Here is a 15,501-nt window from a genome sequence, read left to right as displayed (position 1 = left end):
TCAGATCGAGCGGACGATGCCCATCGGCGTGGACTGGTGGCCCTGGCCGAGCGGGTTGTCGCGGAGGATCCGCACGAGACGGCGTTCCTCGGCCTTGTCGACCGTGGAGCCCAGCACGTTGCCGCCGATGTCGTTGATGTCGACCACGGCCACCTCGATGCCGCCGCCGAGGAGAGCCTGCAGGTGCCTCGCCACCTCGCGCGGTCGCTCGGGTCCGAGCACGACCGCCTGGTTGTACGGCGGGATCGTGCCGCTCGTCGGCCCGTCGATCGCGCGCGCCCGCTCCCCCGCGATGCGGTAGAAATCGCCCTTGCGCCCGAGCTTCTTCGTCACCGCGGCGACGGCCGCCGCGAAGAGGATGCGGGGCGTGCCGCACTCGCGCAGCGCCATCTCCATCGTCTCGGGCATCCCGAGGCCGATGCCGTGCGGCGTCTTGACCACATAGCGCGACAGGAACCGAGCGAGCTTGCGGGGCCGGATCTCCGACAGCAGGTACGACCGGCCCTGGGTGATCGCGACGATCTTCTCGGTCACGAACAGCAGATCGCCCGGCTGCACGGCGTCGCGCGCGTACTCGGTGACGATCGCGTCGAGATCGTCGTCCGGCATGACCACGCGCGTCCGCAGCGGGATGCGCTGGAAGCGCCGGCCGTCGACCTCGACCTCGAGGGCCTTCCCCTCGTTCGCCGCGGCCGGCATCACTCGAGGTAGTCGCGGAGCGACTGCGAGCGGCTGGGGTGGCGCAGCTTGGCCATCGTCTTCGACTCGATCTGGCGGATGCGCTCGCGCGTGACGCCGAAGGTGTCGCCGATCTGGTCGAGCGTCTTGGGCTGCCCGTCGCCGAGGCCGAAGCGCATGCGGATGACCCCGGCCTCGCGCTCGGACAGCGAGTCGAGCAGGCTCTCCAGCTGCCGCTGCAGCATCGTGAAGCCCACCGCGTCGGCCGGCACGACCGCCTCGGTGTCCTCGATCAGGTCGCCGAACTCGCTGTCGCCGTCCTCGCCCAGAGGGGTGTGCAGGGAGATCGGCTCGCGGCCGTACTTCTGCACCTCGATGACCTTCTCGGGGGTCATGTCGAGCTCCTTGGAGAGCTCCTCCGGCGTGGGCTCGCGACCCAGGTCCTGCAGCATCTGCCGCTGCACGCGTGCGAGCTTGTTGATGACCTCGACCATGTGCACGGGGATGCGGATCGTGCGGGCCTGGTCGGCCATGGCGCGCGTGATCGCCTGGCGGATCCACCACGTCGCGTAGGTCGAGAACTTGAAGCCCTTGGTGTAGTCGAACTTCTCCACCGCGCGGATCAGACCGAGGTTGCCCTCCTGGATCAGGTCCAGGAACTGCATGCCACGACCCGTGTAGCGCTTGGCGAGCGACACGACCAGTCGCAGGTTCGCACCCAGCAGGTGCGACTTCGCGCGCTGACCGTCGCGGGCGACCCACTGCAGGTCGAGGCCCAGCTGGCTCGACTTCTCGGCCGCCGACATCTTCGACAGCTTCTCCTCGGCGAACAGACCGGCCTCGATCCGCATGGCGAGGTCGACCTCCTCCGCGGCGTTGAGCAGCGGGACCTTGCCGATCTGCTTGAGGTAGTCCTTGACGGGGTCGGCCGTGGCGCCCGTGATCTGGGTCGAGTAGACGGGGATCTCGTCCTCGTCGCTCGAGGTGATCACGATGGCGCCGGTGGGAAGAGGCTCGGTCGCCACGCTCTTGGGCGCCTCGTCCTCGTCGCCCTCGGCAACGTCGGGTTCCGCGGCGTCCGCCTCCGCGACCTCCGTCTCGCCCTCGGAAACGTCGCCCTTGCCGACCTCGTCGTCGACGGCGACCTCCAGCTCGGCGTCCTCGCCCAGTACGACGTCGTCCTCGTCGTCGCCCTCGGCGCCCTTCTTCGACGCCTTCTTGGGCGCCGCCTTCTTCGTCGCGGTCTTGCTCGCCGCCTTCTTCGCAGCGGTCTTGCGGGCCGGCTTCGCGGCCCCCTCCGCCGTCTCGGCGGAGGTGAGGACGTCCGTCGGCTCGATCGCCGCGTCCGCCTCGGTAGAGTTCTTCTTCGCGGTCGTCCGCGGAGTCTTCGTGGCAGTGGTCACGTTTCGCCTTTCACCGGCGGCGCCTCGCGCCGCGCCCCCGGGTGTGTTCGGGCACTAGTACGACCCTTGTCAAGTCCGGCGCCGCGTCGTGCGCCGTCTCGACAACGGGTCGGACGTCCATTGTCTCACAGGTCCGGCCGCACGCCGGACGCGCGCGAACGGTCCTGCCAGGGATCAACTCCCGGGACCGCTCCGGTATTCCCCGGCCGGGCCGGACGAGCGTCTCCGACCGTCAGGATCCGCGCTTGTCCTCGTCGCCGTTGCGGCGGGAGGCGAGGTATCGCTCGAGCTCGGCGGCCAGCTCGTCGGCACTGGGCAGCTCCCCCTCGGGAATGCCCATCGCGGTCGCGCCGCCCGTCGACAGGCCCGCGGCATACGCGTCGTACCGCTCCTCGAGCCCCTGCACCATGCGGCCGAGCTCCTCGTTGCCGGCGATCTGGTCCTCGACCTTTCCGAGATAGTCGCGATTGTCGGCGTAGAGCTCGTCCATCGTGAAGACCAGACCGGTCGCGGCCATCAGCTTGTCGAGGCCGGCGATGGTCGAGGCGGGGTAATCGGTCTCCGCGAGGTAGTGCGGCACGAGGAGGACGAAGCCGGCCACGTCGAGGCCGGCCTCCACGAAGCGGTACTCCAGCAGGTGCCCGACCGTGGCGGGGACCTGCGTGCGCGGATGCCAGATGGAGTGCGCCTCGATCAGGTCCGCCCGGTTGCCGCTCACCGTCACGCCCAGGGTGCGCGTGTGCGGCACCGGCATCGCGATCGCGTGCAGCCACGTCATCGAGGCGACGTCGTACAGCTCGGCGAAGTCGAGTGCGGCGGCAGCGAACGCGTCCCACGCGAAGTCGGGCTCGTACCCCGAGAGCAGCAGGAACGGCTGCCCGAGCGTGTCGTGCACGAGGGAGAGCTCGAGCCGCGGCGGACGGTAGTCGGTCAGGTGGTCCTCTTCGAACGTGACGATCGGGCGACGCGCGCGGTAGTCCAGCAGCACGTCGTTGGAGAACACGGCGACGGGACGCGGATCGAGCTGCTCGCGCGTGAAGTCGATGAGGCCCGACACCGCGCCGCCCGCGTCGGTGAAGCCGGTCATCAGCACGACCAGCGGGAGACCGCGCGGCACGACCGGGCCGTTCGCGACCCGCTCGTAGATGTCACCAGTCGAGGGCATGCCACCATGCTACGAGCCGCGGCGGCTCCGCGGGCCTTTCCGCTGTGACGTCCGCGCTCGGCTCGTCCCGGCCGGTCGCGGCTCGCCCCGCGAGCGGCGCCTACGATGGACGGCATGCCTTTCCCCGCTCTCGCGCTGACCGCCGACCCGTTCCCGTCCGACAGCGCGGATGCCGCGATCCTGGCCCTGCCCGCGCTCGGCGACGACCGCGACGAGCCGAGCGGGTTCACCGGCCTTCGCCCCGTGCTCGACGCCATCGGGTTCACGGGGTCGCGCAACGCGTACGCACGGGTCTACGCCCCCGACGTGACGGACCGTCCCCTCGCCGTCGTCGGCCTGGGCTCGTCCCCCGACGCCGCCGCGGTCCGCGAGGCCGTCGGCACCGCGGCGCGACAGCTGACCGGTTTCGACACCGTGTCGGTGATGGTGGCCGCCGACGTCGACGACGCCTGGCGCGCGGCCGCCGAGGGAGCGGCCCTCGGCGGCTACTCGTTCGACTCGTTCAAGTCCGACGACGAGGAGAAGGCCGCGAAGCGGCGCCGAGCGGCGAAGGTGCTGGTGCACGGCGCCCCGCACGCCGACGACCGCGCGCTCGACGCGGTGCGCGCCGGCGCCGCCGCCGTCGCGCTCGTGAAGGATCTGGTGTCGACCCCCGCCGACCGGCAGAGCCCGGCGCAGCTCGCCGAGGCCGCCGTCGACGCGGTCGCCGGACTCGACATCGACGTCACCGTCTACGACGAGAAGGACCTCGAGGAGGGCGGCTTCGGGGGCATCCTCGGCGTGGGACGCGGCTCGGATCGGCCGCCGCGTCTCGTGCGCCTCGACTACGCCCCCGACGGGGCGCAGCGCCACGTCGCGCTCGTGGGCAAGGGCATCACCTTCGACACCGGCGGGCTCTCGCTCAAGCCCGCCGCATCCATGATGGGCATGAACGAGGACATGACGGGCGCCGCGGAGGTGCTCGCCGTGGTGCGCGCCGCGGCCGAGCTGCGCCTGCCGGTGCACGTGACGGCATGGATGTGCATCGCCGAGAACATGCCGTCGGGCCGCGCCACCCGCCCCGGCGACGTGCTCCGTGTGCTCGACGGCACCACCGTGGAGATCACCAACACCGACGCGGAGGGCCGGCTCGTGCTGGCCGACGGTCTCGTCGCGGCGAGCCGCGAGCACCCCGACGTGATCGTCGACGTCGCGACGCTCACGGGCGCCATCCTCGTGGCTCTCGGCACGCGACACACCGGCGTCATGGGTCACGGCGACGCCGTGGACGCGTTCCTGCGCGCTGCCGACTGCACGGGCGAGCTGGCCTGGCCGCTCCCTCTGCCGGAGTACATCGGCGAGGAGCTCGAGTCGCGGATCGCCGACCTGCGCAACGCCAACATGGGGTCGCGCGCGGGCGGATCTCTCTACGCCGGGCTCTTCCTACAGCGTTTCGTGGGCCGCACGGGCGAGGGCGAGGACGCCCCCCGGATCCCGTGGGTCCATCTCGACATCGCGGGCTCGGCCATGAGCGCGACCGGCGCGTACGGCTTCACGGACAAGGGACCGACGGGGGCCACCGTGCGTGCCCTGATCGACTTCGTGGCCGCGGGCGGAGAGGTGCAGTGACCGCCTTCGACGTCGTCGTCCTGGGCGGCGGCAGCGGCGGCTACGCCGCGGCGCTTCGCGCGGCGGAGCTGGGCAAGAGCGTCGCACTCGTCGAGAAGGACCGGCTGGGCGGCACGTGCCTGCACCGGGGATGCATCCCCACCAAGGCACTCCTCCACGCCGCAGAGGTCGCGGACACCGTGCGGGACTCGGCGGCGTACGGCGTCGAAGCCTCCCTTACGGGGATCGATGCGCGGGCCCTGCGCGCCTACCGCGAGGGCGTCGTCGCGAAGAAGGCGAAGGGGCTCGAGGGGCTCATCGCACGCCGCGGCATCACGGTCGTCACCGGCGAGGGACGGCTCGAGGCCGACCGCACGGTGCGCGTGGGCGATGCGGCGTACACCGGCACGGACGTGGTGCTGGCCACGGGATCGCACAGCCGGACCCTGCCGGGGCTCGAGCCGGGCGGGCGCATCCTTACGAGCGACACCGCCCTCGCCCTCGAGGAGATCCCTCGCAGCGCGATCGTGCTGGGCGGGGGCGTCATCGGCGTCGAGTTCGCCAGCGCGTGGCGCTCGCTCGGCGCCGAGGTGACGATCGTCGAGGCGCTGGAGCACCTCGTCCCGCAGGAGGACGCCGCGCTGAGCAAGGCGCTCGAACGCGCGTACCGCAAACGCGGGATCCAGGTGCGGCTCGCGACCCGCTTCTCCCGCGCCGAGCAGGACGCGGCCGGGGTGACCGTCACGCTGGACGGCGGCGACGAGCTGCGCGCCGACTACCTGCTCGTGTCCGTCGGTCGCGCCCCCGCGACCGCCGGTCTCGGGCTGGAGGAGGCCGGCGTGCGGCTCGAGGGCGGCCACGTGGTCGTGGACGAGCGGCTGGGCACCAGCGCGCCGGGAGTGTGGGCCGTGGGCGACATCGTGCCCGGGCTGCAGCTCGCGCACCGCGGGTTCCAGCAGGGCGTGTTCGTCGCCGAGACCATCGCGGGCCTGGACCCCACACCGGTCCCCGAGACCCACATCCCGCGCGTGACGTACTCGCGGCCGGAGGTGGCGTCGGTCGGCCTGACGGAGGCGCAGGCGGTATCCCAGTACGGCGGGGACGCCGTGACGTCCTACGAGTACAACCTGGCCGGCAACGCGCGCAGCGAGATCCTCGGCACGAGTGGTCTCGTGAAGGTCGTGCGGCGCACCGCCGGCCCCGTGCTGGGCGTGCACCTCGTCGGCGACCGCGTCGGCGAGCTCATCACCGAGGGCCAGCTCGCCGTGGCATGGGACGCGCACCCCGAGGACATCGCCCCGCTGATCCACGCCCACCCGACCCAGAGCGAGGCGCTCGGCGAGGCGTTCCTCGCGCTCGCCGGCAAGCCGCTGCATTCCCTCTGACCCCGCCGGCCCGGCGCATCCGCCGCTGGGGGCTGACCCGAGCCCCCGACTCACTAAGCTGTAAACGTCATCACATCCTGAAGGAGACTCCGACATGAGCACTTCCGTGGTCCTCCCCGAGCTCGGCGAGAGCGTCACCGAGGGAACGGTCACCCGCTGGCTGAAGAAGGTCGGCGACGAGATCGCCGTCGACGAGGCTCTGCTGGAGATCTCCACCGACAAGGTCGACACCGAGATCCCCTCCCCCGTCGCCGGGGTGATCGAGGAGATCCTCGTCCAGGAGGACGAGACCGTCGAGGTCGGCGCCGTCCTCGCCAAGATCGGCGACGGCTCGGGCGCCGCGCCCTCCGACGAAGAGCCCGCAGCCGAGGAGAGCGGCCAGGCCCAGGCCGAGCAGGCCGAGCCGGAGCCCTCCGACGCGGGCGAGGCGGATGAGCAGCAGGCGCCGGCCGCCGAGACCGCGAGCGGCGGCGGCGACAGCACCGACATCGTGCTCCCCGAGCTCGGCGAGAGCGTGACCGAGGGGACGGTCACCCGCTGGCTGAAGAAGGCCGGCGACGAGATCGCCGTCGACGAGGCCCTGCTGGAGATCTCCACCGACAAGGTCGACACCGAGATCCCCTCCCCGGTCGCCGGCGTGATCCAGGAGATCCTCGTCCAGGAGGACGAGACCGTCGAGGTCGGCGCGGTCCTCGCGCGCGTCGGCAGCGGCGCGCCCGCGCCGGACCAGCAGGCCTCGGCGCCCGCGGAGCCGGCCGCCGAGGAGCCCGCCGCCCAGGAGGAGCCGGCCGCGCCGGCCCCCGCACAGCCGGCCGAGCCGAAGGCCCCGGCACCGGAGGCGGAGGCGCCCGCGGCGGAAGAGCCCGCGGCTCCCGCCGGCGACGACGACAAGGTGTACGTGACCCCGCTCGTTCGCCGTCTCGCTGCGCAGCACGGCGTGGACCTCGCGGCCGTCACGGGCACGGGCGTGGGCGGACGGATCCGCAAGGAGGACGTCCTGAAGGCCGCCGAGGCCTCGAAGGGCGCCGCGGCGGCGCCGGCCGAGCAGGACGCGCCCGCCGCGACGAAGCCCGAGACCTCGCCGCTGCGCGGCACGACGCAGCCGATGTCGCGCCTGCGCAAGGTGCTCGCGTCGCGCGCCGTCGAGTCGATGCAGTCGACCGCGCAGCTGACCACGGTCGTCGAGGTCGACGTCACGAAGCTCGCCGCGTTCCGCGACCAGGTGAAGGGCGACTTCCAGGCGAAGACGGGCGACAAGCTGTCGTTCCTGCCGTTCTTCGCGCTCGCGGCCGCGGAGGCGCTGCAGGCGTACCCGATCGTGAATGCGACGCTCGACGGCGAGAACATCGTGTACCCGCCGACGGAGAACCTGTCCATCGCGGTCGACACCGAGCGCGGTCTGCTGACGCCCGTCGTCCGCGACGCCGGCTCGAAGAACCTCGCGCAGATCGCGCACGAGATCGCCGACCTCGCGGCGCGTACGCGGGAGAACAAGCTGAAGCCCGACGAGCTGGCCGGCGGCACGTTCACGCTGACGAACACCGGATCGCGCGGCGCGCTGTTCGACACCCCCGTGGTGTTCCTGCCGCAGTCCGCGATTCTCGGCACGGGCGTCGTGTTCAAGCGCCCGGGTGTCGTGAAGGTCGACGGCGTGGAGGCGATCGGCATCCGCTCGTACGTCTACCTCGCGCTGTCCTACGACCACCGCACGATCGACGGAGCGGACGCCGCGCGCTTCCTGTCGGCCGTCAAGTCGCGGCTGGAGGAGGCGGCCTTCGCCGCCGACCTCGGCATCTGACGAGCAGCCGACATCGGGCCGCCCGCGCGTTCGCGCACGGGCGGCCCGATCCGTTTCGGTCGGCTCAGCCGTCCGCGCCCGCGAGGGGGTGCACAGCGCGCAGCAGCCACCGTCCGTCGAGCCGTACCAGCTGCACGAGCAGCGCCGCACGCTCGCCCGACGGGTCGTCCGCCCGCGTGACGGCCACGTCGCCGTAGTCGTCCAAGAGGTGCACGTCGCGCGGCACCGACGCGGCCTCGAGCGCCTCCTCCGCGACGGGCTCGGCTTCCACGTCCCGTGCCCGGCCGCACGAATCGTCCCCGGCGGCCGCACACGCCGCCACCTCGGCGAGCAGCCGCCCGGTCGCCGCCACGGGGTCCTCCCCCGCGCGTTCGGCGTGATCCCCGCGCGCGGGATCCTCGTCGCGGAGAGCCCCGCCCTCCGCGCCGCCCGGCTGGCTCCGGTCACCGCCGACGGTTCCGGTCTCCGCGCTCGCGGGGAGTGCGTCGCCTGCGGCGGGCCCCGCGTCCGAGGGCCACAGCGCTCCTCCGACCAGCACGAGCGCCGCCGCAGCGCCGCCGACGACGAGCGGCGCACGACGACGTCCTGCGAGCAGGCGACGGGCGCCGTCGCGGAGGCGATCGAGCGCGTCGCGCACCAGCTCGGCGACGCCCGCGTCGACGAACCGCTCGATCAGGCCGGTCAAGAGGGCCGGCGGCGGCGCAGATGCGGTCGCCCGGACGTCCGGTGCGCTGTCCGCCGCGTCGACCGCGTCGCGGGCGTGCGGACGCTGCACCGGCTGCGGAGCGCAGGCGTCGAACAGCGCGTCCTCCAGGCGCTGCAGCGTCCGCGCGAGCCCCCGCGGCCGTTCGAGCGCCGCGCGTGCCTCCTCGATGCTCCGCACGAGCACCCGATCCGACGTCTGCTCGAGCGCGAGACCCAGGATGCCCCGTGCCGCGACCTCGGCCGGCTCCCCATGCTCGCGATCGGCCGCGAACATCGGCCTGCCTTCCTCGGTCACCCACCAGACCCCGCGCGGCCCCGCGTCGTCCTGCGGGCCTCGAGCCCACGCCTCGCACGTTCCCCGCAGCACGCTCACCGTGAGCGTCACCAGCTCGCCGCCCGACAGCGGCGGACCGGCCGTCGCCCGGGCGGCCATCAGTCGGTCGAGTCGTTCGCGGCACCAGGGCAGTTCGACGTCGTGTCCGTCCGGGCGGCGTACGAGATCCAGCGGCACGAGCACGTGCTGTGGGGAAGCCGCGGCGGACGCTCCGGCTCCGCCGGACAGCATCGCCGGCGCTGCGTCCGCGATGTCGGCGAGCAGCACCCGCCGGTCCCCCTGAGCGGCGAGCAGCCCGCGGACGGGCGCCTGCGGCGGCTCCACGCACCGTATCGCCCGGTAGGCGTGCGTCAGGGCCGCTGCGGTCATCGGACGCTCCTCGGAGCCGGTCGTGTCCTCCATGTCCACATCCTCGGCGTGCGGCACGTCACGTGCGCCCGCGGATGCGGACTTTGGGGATACACGGCGCCGTCGCGGTCCTGTGCACGACGGGTCCCGGCCCGTCTCCGGGCGACGTCGCGGTCCGCGTCCAGGCGGTGACTCGGTAGGCTGGAAGGCATGGCAGCACGCACCCCCGAGGCCGAGAAGCGCCCGGGCCTCATCCGGCAGATCAGGTCCCTGTACAGCTTCACGCGCGAGGCGTTCCCCTGGCTCGGATGGCTGCTGCTGGGCATCCTGATCGCCGGCCTGGGCCTCGGCGTGCTCCTGGGCTTCCTGCTGAACCCCGTGGTCTGGAGCATCATCCTCTGGGCGCTGTCGGGCCTCATGCTCGGCGTGCTCGCGGCGATGATCACGCTCACGCGGATCTCCACGCGCGCGATGTACCGTCGCATCGAGGGAATGCCGGGTGCCACCGGTCACGTGCTGTCGACCATGCTGGGCCGGAGCTGGCGCAGCGGCGAGATGCCCGTCGGGGTCAACCCGAAGACGCAGGAGGCGGTCTACCGCGCCGTCGGGCGTGGCGGCGTCGTGCTCGTCGGCGAGGGCTCACGCAGCCGGCTCGGTCGGCTGATGCGCGACGAGCGGATGAAGGTGGCCCGTGTCGCCTCGGGCGTGCCGGTGCACGAGTTCTACGTCGGCAATGAGCCCGAGGACGTGCCGATCTCGCAGCTCGTGAAGACGATCAAGTCGCTCCCCAAGGCGATCGACCGCGCCACCATGGCAGCGGTCGTCCAGCGCATCGAGTCGGTGTCGCAGTCGCTCGCGTCACTGCCCATTCCCAAGGGCATCGACCCCTCCCGCGTGCGCGCGCCGCGCCCCCGCTGACCCCCGGCGTCCGCCGCCGCGGGCGCCCCTCAGGACGACCGCAGGAGCACGGTACCCGCGATCTTGTCGTGCAGGCCGCGCTGATCGCTGTCCCACACGACAGCGGGGATGATGAGGAACAGCAGCGCCGTCCGCACGATCGGTCGCCACAGGCCGACCCAGCCGCCGCGCAGAGGCGCGACGTACATGCGCATGATGCGGTGCCCCGGGCTGCCACCGATCGTGGGGATGAAGAGGATCTGCAGCAGGGCGAACGTGACGTTCGTGGCGATGGGGTTGTAGTCGAAGAACGCCACGCCGATCAGGACCGCGCTCGCGAGGTCGATCGCGAGCGCCGCGAAGCGCCGCCCCGGTCGACCGATGCTCCCCCGTCCGGTCGCGGGAAGGCCGAGATCACGGCCGGGGTATTCCTGGGCAGCAGCATCGGAGGTCACCGAAACAGCTTAGGCGGAGCGCCCCGCGTAACATCCCGGAAACATGAGGGACACCCTCGGGCAATCCCGCGCCGGTAGCGTCGTGGCGTCACCCCTCCTCGGGGTGATGCCACCAAAGTCCCACCAACCTGGAGTCTCAATGTTCAACGACTCGTCCGAGGTGCTCACCTTCATCAAGGAGAACGATGTCAAGTTCCTCGACATCCGTTTCACCGATCTGCCGGGCGTGCAGCAGCACTTCAACATCCCGGCCTCGACCGTCGACGAGGAGTTCTTCACGGTTGGCCAGCTCTTCGACGGCTCGTCGATCCGCGGTTTCGCGAACATCAACGAGTCGGACATGCAGCTCATCCCCGACGTGACCACGGCGTACCTCGACCCGTTCCGCGAGGCCAAGACGCTCGTGATGGTGTTCGACATCTACAACCCGCGCAACGGCGAGATCTACGCGAAGGACCCGCGTCAGGTCGCCAAGAAGGCGGAGAAGTACCTCGCCTCGACCGGCATCGCGGACACGGCGTTCTTCGCCCCCGAGGCTGAATTCTTCATCTTCGACGACGTGCGCTACGAGGTCTCGCAGGGCAAGAGCTTCTACGCGGTCGACTCCGAGGAGGCCGCGTGGAACTCCGGCCGCGAGGAGGAGGGCGGCAACCTCGGCAACAAGACGCCGTTCAAGGGTGGCTACTTCCCCGTCTCCCCCGTCGACAAGCAGGCCGACATCCGCGACGACATCGTGCTCAAGCTCATCGAGGTCGGCCTCGAGGTCGAGCGCTCGCACCACGAGGTGGGCACCGCAGGCCAGGCCGAGATCAACTACAAGTTCGACACGATGGTCCACGCCGCGGACGACATCCTCAAGTTCAAGTACATCGTCAAGAACACCGCGCAGGAGTGGGGCAAGACGGCCACGTTCATGCCGAAGCCCCTGTTCGGCGACAACGGCTCGGGCATGCACACCCACCAGTCGCTGTGGAGCGACGGCAAGCCGCTGTTCTACGACGAGAAGGGCTACGCGCAGCTCTCGGACATCGCCCGCTGGTACATCGGCGGCCTGCTGAAGCACGCCCCCGCCGTCCTGGCGTTCACCAACCCGACCCTCAACAGCTACCACCGCCTGGTGAAGGGCTTCGAGGCGCCGGTCAACCTCGTCTACTCGGCCGGCAACCGCTCGGCGGCGATCCGCATCCCGATCACGGGCTCGAACCCGAAGGCCAAGCGCATCGAGTTCCGCGCCCCCGACTCCTCGGGCAACCCGTACCTGGCGTTCGCGGCGCAGCTGATGGCCGGCATCGACGGCATCAAGAACCGCATCGAGCCGCACGAGCCGGTCGACAAGGACCTGTACGAGCTGCCGGCCGAGGAGGCCAAGGGCATCCCGCAGGTGCCGAACTCGCTCGTCGACTCGCTCGACGCGCTCGACAAGGACCGCGAGTTCCTGACCGCGGGCGGCGTCTTCACGGACGAGCTCATCGACACCTGGATCGAGTACAAGTACGAGAACGAGATCCTGCCGATGGCGCAGCGCCCGCACCCCTTCGAGTTCGAGCTGTACTACGGCGTCTGACCCCGCCGTGCCTCGGGCCCCGCTCCCTCGGGAGCGGGGCCTTCGCCGTCCCTGCATCCCGCGACAATCCGTCCGTGCGCCCAGAATGCGTCGAGCACACGCATTGTCGGCGCGGGGAGGGATTGTCGGCGCGAGGACGAATTGTCGCGGCGGGGCGTCAGTCGCCGTAGAAGAGGCGGTCGAAGACGCGGCGGGCGCGGCGGGCCGTGCGCAGCCAGTCGTCCTCGACGCGCGTCGCGCTGCGCGGCGGGTAGCCGAGGATGCGGCCGATGCCGTCGAGGCGGCGGCGGTCGAGCGGGAGCACGTCGCTCGTCTGGCCCGACAGGAGCGTGTTGGCGGAGCGCAGACGCGCCGCGAGCATCCACGCGTCCGTCAGCAGTCCCGCGTCCTCCTCCCCCACGAGGCCCGCGTCGACGGCTGCGCCCAGCGCGCCGAGGGTCGACGTCGTGCGCAGCGCCGGGACGTCGTGGGCGTGTTGCAGCTGCAACAGCTGCACGAGCCATTCGACATCGCTCAGACCGCCGGGGCCGAGCTTGAGATGGCGCGAGCGGTCGACGCCCTGCGGCAGGCGCTCCGCCTCGACTCTGGCCTTGATGCGCCGGATCTCCCGCAGCGCCTGCGGGTCGGCCTCCGCGGGATAGCGAACGGCGTCGGCGAGCTCCTCGAACGCCTGGATGAGCTTGGTCGAGCCCGCAACGCCCCGCGCGCGCAGAAGCGCCTGCGCCTCCCATGACAGGGACCAGCGCCGGTAGTACTCGCCGTACGCGTCGAGCGACCGCACGATGGGCCCCTTGCGGCCCTCCGGACGCAGATCGGCATCGAGCTCGAGCGGCAGGCGCAGGTCCTCCGAGACCCGTCTCAGCTCGGCCACGATCTTGCGTGCGAGGCTCTCCGCGCGCTGCGGCTCGACGGACTCGGGGCGATACACGTACAGCACGTCGGCGTCGGAGCCGAAGCCGAGCTCCGCGCCGCCGAACCGCCCCATGCCGATGATCGCGAAGTCGAGGTCGTCGGCGTCGGCGGGCACGACCTCGCGCCGCACGGCGCGCAGCGTCGCCTGGAGGGTCACCTCCGTGATGCCCGTGAGCGCCGCGCTCAGCTGCTCGATCGTGGTCACGCCGAGCATCGCCCCCATCGCGGCGCGGAGCGTCTCACGGCGCCGCAGGGCCCGCACGGCGCGCATCGCGTCCTCGATCGTGGCGTGCCGGGTCTGAATCGCCCGGGCCTCCTCCTGCAGCGAGGCGGACGCGCGGGGCAGCAGCTGGTCGTCGCTGTCGAGCCAGGCTACGGACTCGGGGATCCACTCCATCAGCTCGCCCACGTAGCGTGACCCCGACAGCAGCTTCGTCAGCCGCTCGGCCGCTCCGGAGGAATCGCGCAGCATGCGCAGGAACCACGGCGTCTCACCCAGCCGCTCGCTGACGCGCCGGAAGGAGATCAGCCCCGAGTCCGGATCGACGCCCTCGGCGAACATCCGGAGCATGACGGGCATCAGGTGGCGTTGGATGGTCGACTTCCGGCTCAGCCCGCTCGTCACGGCCGCGATGTGCCGCAGCGCGACCGCCGGTTCGCGGAAGCCGATCGCGGCGAGACGGTCGCGCGCTTGGTCCGGCGTGAGCGAGGCCTCGTCCTGCGGCAACCGCGCGACCGCCGCCAGCAGCGGGCGATAGAACAGGCGCACGTGGATCTCGCGCACCTCGCGCCGGATGTCGTCCCACACGCGCTGGAGGCCCTCGGCTGACTCGGCCAGTCCCGTCGCCCGCGCGAGCGCGCGCAGTCCGTCGTCGTCGCGCGGCATGAGATGGGTGCGGGACAGGCCGGCCAGCTGAAGCCGGTGCTCCAGGAGCCGCAGCGTGCGATAGTCCCTCCCGAACGCGGCCGCTTCCGCACGCCCGATGTACCCGCCCTCCTCGAGCGCCGCGATCGCCCCGAGCGTCCCGCGCTGGCGCACCGACTCGTCGACACGTCCGTGCACCAGCTGGAGGAGCTGCACGGCGAACTCGATGTCCCGGATGCCACCCGGGCCGAGCTTGAGCTGGAACGGCACGTCCTCCGCGGGGATGTGCTCCATCACCCGCTCGCGCATGGCCTGGACGCTGTCCACGAAGTCCTCGCGCGCACTGCTCGCCCAGACGCGCGGCTGCATGGCCGCGACGTACGCCTCCCCCAGCGCGGGGTCGCCCGCCAACGGCCGCGCCTTGAGCAGCGCCTGGAATTCCCAGCTCTTCGCCCAGCGCTCGTAATACGCCACGTGCGACTCGAGGGTGCGGACGAGCGCACCCTGCTTCCCCTCGGGACGCAGGTTGGGGTCCACCTCCCACAGCGGCGGCTCCGCCTCGATCCCGTCGATCCCGCGCATGGTCTGCACGGCGAGCCGTGTCGCGATCTCGATGGCGCGACCCTCGCCCACGCCGTCGTCGCCGGCCCCCTGGGCGTCCACGCCGGCGACGAAGATCACGTCGACGTCGCTGACGTAGTTCAGCTCCCGCGCACCGGCCTTGCCCATGCCGATGATCGCCAGGCGCGTCGCCGCGACCTCCGAGCGCGAGGCCCCGGCGCCCGCGACCTTGGCACGCGCGACGGCGAGCGAGGCCTCCAGCGCGGCCCCCGCCGCGTCCGCGAGCGCCGCCGTCACACCGTCGACCGCGGCGACCGGCTCCGGATGCAGGAGGTCGTACGCCGCGATGCCGGCGAGCTCGGCGCGATACGCCACGCGCAGCCCCACCCACGCGGAGTCGTCGCCCGATGCGGCGAAGCCCTCCGCGTCGGCGCCGACGGAGGCGAGCAGCACGCGGCGCAGCTCGTCGGCGCCGGGGAGCCGTTCGCCCGCCCCGCGGAGCGCCTCGAAGCGCTCGGGGCGTCGCAGGTAGAAGTCGGCGAAGCCGCGCGAGGCGCCCAGGAGCCGCCACGCGACCCGCTGCCCCCGGGGATCCGCGAGCACGTCGCGCACCGGCTCGGCCCGCCGCCGGGCGATGCGCACCAGACCGGCCAGCGCCTCGTCCGGATCGGCCGCTCCCGCGGCCTCGGCGAGCAGTTCGCTCCGGTCGAGGCCGACCAGTTCGCGCAGCTCCTGGATGGCGACCTCGGCCTCACCCAGCCGGGAGAACCCCAGCCGCGCCAGCTCCGTCAGCACCGACGAACGATCGCGCGTGCTCACGTCGACCCGCTACGCTCGCCCGGTG

The 15,501-nt window shown here is 72.0% G+C and carries 11 protein-coding genes; 5 read left to right on the top strand and 6 right to left on the bottom strand.

Features of this window, described 5'->3' with window-relative positions:
- From IEX37_RS01800 to IEX37_RS01790, 3 genes are all read right to left on the bottom strand, one after another.
- Positions 1-699, bottom strand: a complete 699-nt coding sequence (locus tag IEX37_RS01800; protein ID WP_188754687.1) for a coenzyme F420-0:L-glutamate ligase — start codon at positions 697-699, stop codon at positions 1-3.
- Positions 699-2,081, bottom strand: coding sequence for an RNA polymerase sigma factor (locus tag IEX37_RS01795; RefSeq protein ID WP_188754525.1), 1,383 nt, complete (start codon positions 2,079-2,081; stop codon positions 699-701). The genes IEX37_RS01800 and IEX37_RS01795 overlap by 1 nt, the downstream gene beginning before the upstream one ends.
- A gap of 232 nt (positions 2,082-2,313) precedes the next feature.
- Positions 2,314-3,246 carry a PAC2 family protein gene (locus IEX37_RS01790; RefSeq protein WP_188754524.1) on the bottom strand — a complete coding sequence of 311 codons (933 nt, stop codon included), beginning with the start codon at positions 3,244-3,246 and terminating at the stop codon, positions 2,314-2,316.
- Between the two features lie 114 nt (positions 3,247-3,360).
- Between IEX37_RS01790 and IEX37_RS01785 the strand changes: the two genes are divergently transcribed.
- The 3 genes from IEX37_RS01785 (at position 3,361) to sucB (ending at position 8,016) form a co-directional block, all read left to right on the top strand.
- Positions 3,361-4,854 carry a leucyl aminopeptidase gene (locus tag IEX37_RS01785; protein WP_188754523.1) on the top strand — a complete coding sequence of 498 codons (1,494 nt, stop codon included), beginning with the start codon at positions 3,361-3,363 and terminating at the stop codon, positions 4,852-4,854.
- The gene (gene lpdA / locus IEX37_RS01780) at positions 4,851-6,218 is read left to right on the top strand and encodes a dihydrolipoyl dehydrogenase (RefSeq protein ID WP_188754522.1); all 1,368 of its coding nucleotides are present in this window, start codon (positions 4,851-4,853) and stop codon (positions 6,216-6,218) included. The genes IEX37_RS01785 and lpdA overlap by 4 nt, the downstream gene beginning before the upstream one ends.
- Before the next feature lie 94 nt (positions 6,219-6,312).
- The gene (gene sucB, locus IEX37_RS01775; RefSeq protein WP_188754521.1) at positions 6,313-8,016 is read left to right on the top strand and encodes a 2-oxoglutarate dehydrogenase, E2 component, dihydrolipoamide succinyltransferase; all 1,704 of its coding nucleotides are present in this window, start codon (positions 6,313-6,315) and stop codon (positions 8,014-8,016) included.
- A gap of 64 nt (positions 8,017-8,080) precedes the next feature.
- On the opposite strand, the gene IEX37_RS01770 is transcribed toward sucB, so the two are convergent.
- The gene (locus IEX37_RS01770) at positions 8,081-9,457 is read right to left on the bottom strand and encodes a hypothetical protein (protein ID WP_188754520.1); all 1,377 of its coding nucleotides are present in this window, start codon (positions 9,455-9,457) and stop codon (positions 8,081-8,083) included.
- Positions 9,458-9,613: 156 nt separating this feature from the next.
- On the opposite strand from IEX37_RS01770, the gene IEX37_RS01765 reads away from it, so the two are divergent.
- A complete protein-coding gene (locus tag IEX37_RS01765; protein ID WP_188754519.1) occupies positions 9,614-10,321 on the top strand; it encodes a DUF4191 family protein in 708 nt (235 codons plus the stop codon).
- A 29-nt stretch (positions 10,322-10,350) separates the two neighbouring features.
- Here IEX37_RS01765 and IEX37_RS01760 read toward each other — a convergent pair whose 3' ends face one another.
- Positions 10,351-10,755 (bottom strand): RDD family protein, encoded by a 405-nt coding sequence (locus IEX37_RS01760; RefSeq protein ID WP_188754518.1) that lies wholly within the window; start codon positions 10,753-10,755, stop codon positions 10,351-10,353.
- 139 nt (positions 10,756-10,894) lie between these two features.
- Here IEX37_RS01760 and glnA point away from each other — a divergent pair, with 139 nt between their 5' ends.
- Complete coding sequence (gene glnA / locus IEX37_RS01755; RefSeq protein WP_188754517.1) at positions 10,895-12,319, top strand: type I glutamate--ammonia ligase; 1,425 nt, start codon at positions 10,895-10,897, stop codon at positions 12,317-12,319.
- Between the two features lie 157 nt (positions 12,320-12,476).
- Here the strand turns inward: glnA and IEX37_RS01750 are convergent, their stop codons facing one another.
- Positions 12,477-15,476, bottom strand: a complete 3,000-nt coding sequence (locus IEX37_RS01750) for a bifunctional [glutamine synthetase] adenylyltransferase/[glutamine synthetase]-adenylyl-L-tyrosine phosphorylase (protein WP_188754516.1) — start codon at positions 15,474-15,476, stop codon at positions 12,477-12,479.
- Between the last annotated feature and the right edge of the window lie 25 nt (positions 15,477-15,501).

The organism is Microbacterium album (genome assembly GCF_014643695.1).
Taxonomy (GTDB): domain Bacteria; phylum Actinomycetota; class Actinomycetes; order Actinomycetales; family Microbacteriaceae; genus Microbacterium; species Microbacterium album.
The sequence above is the reverse complement of the archived record's forward strand: the minus strand, read 5'-3'. Positions and strand labels throughout refer to the sequence as shown.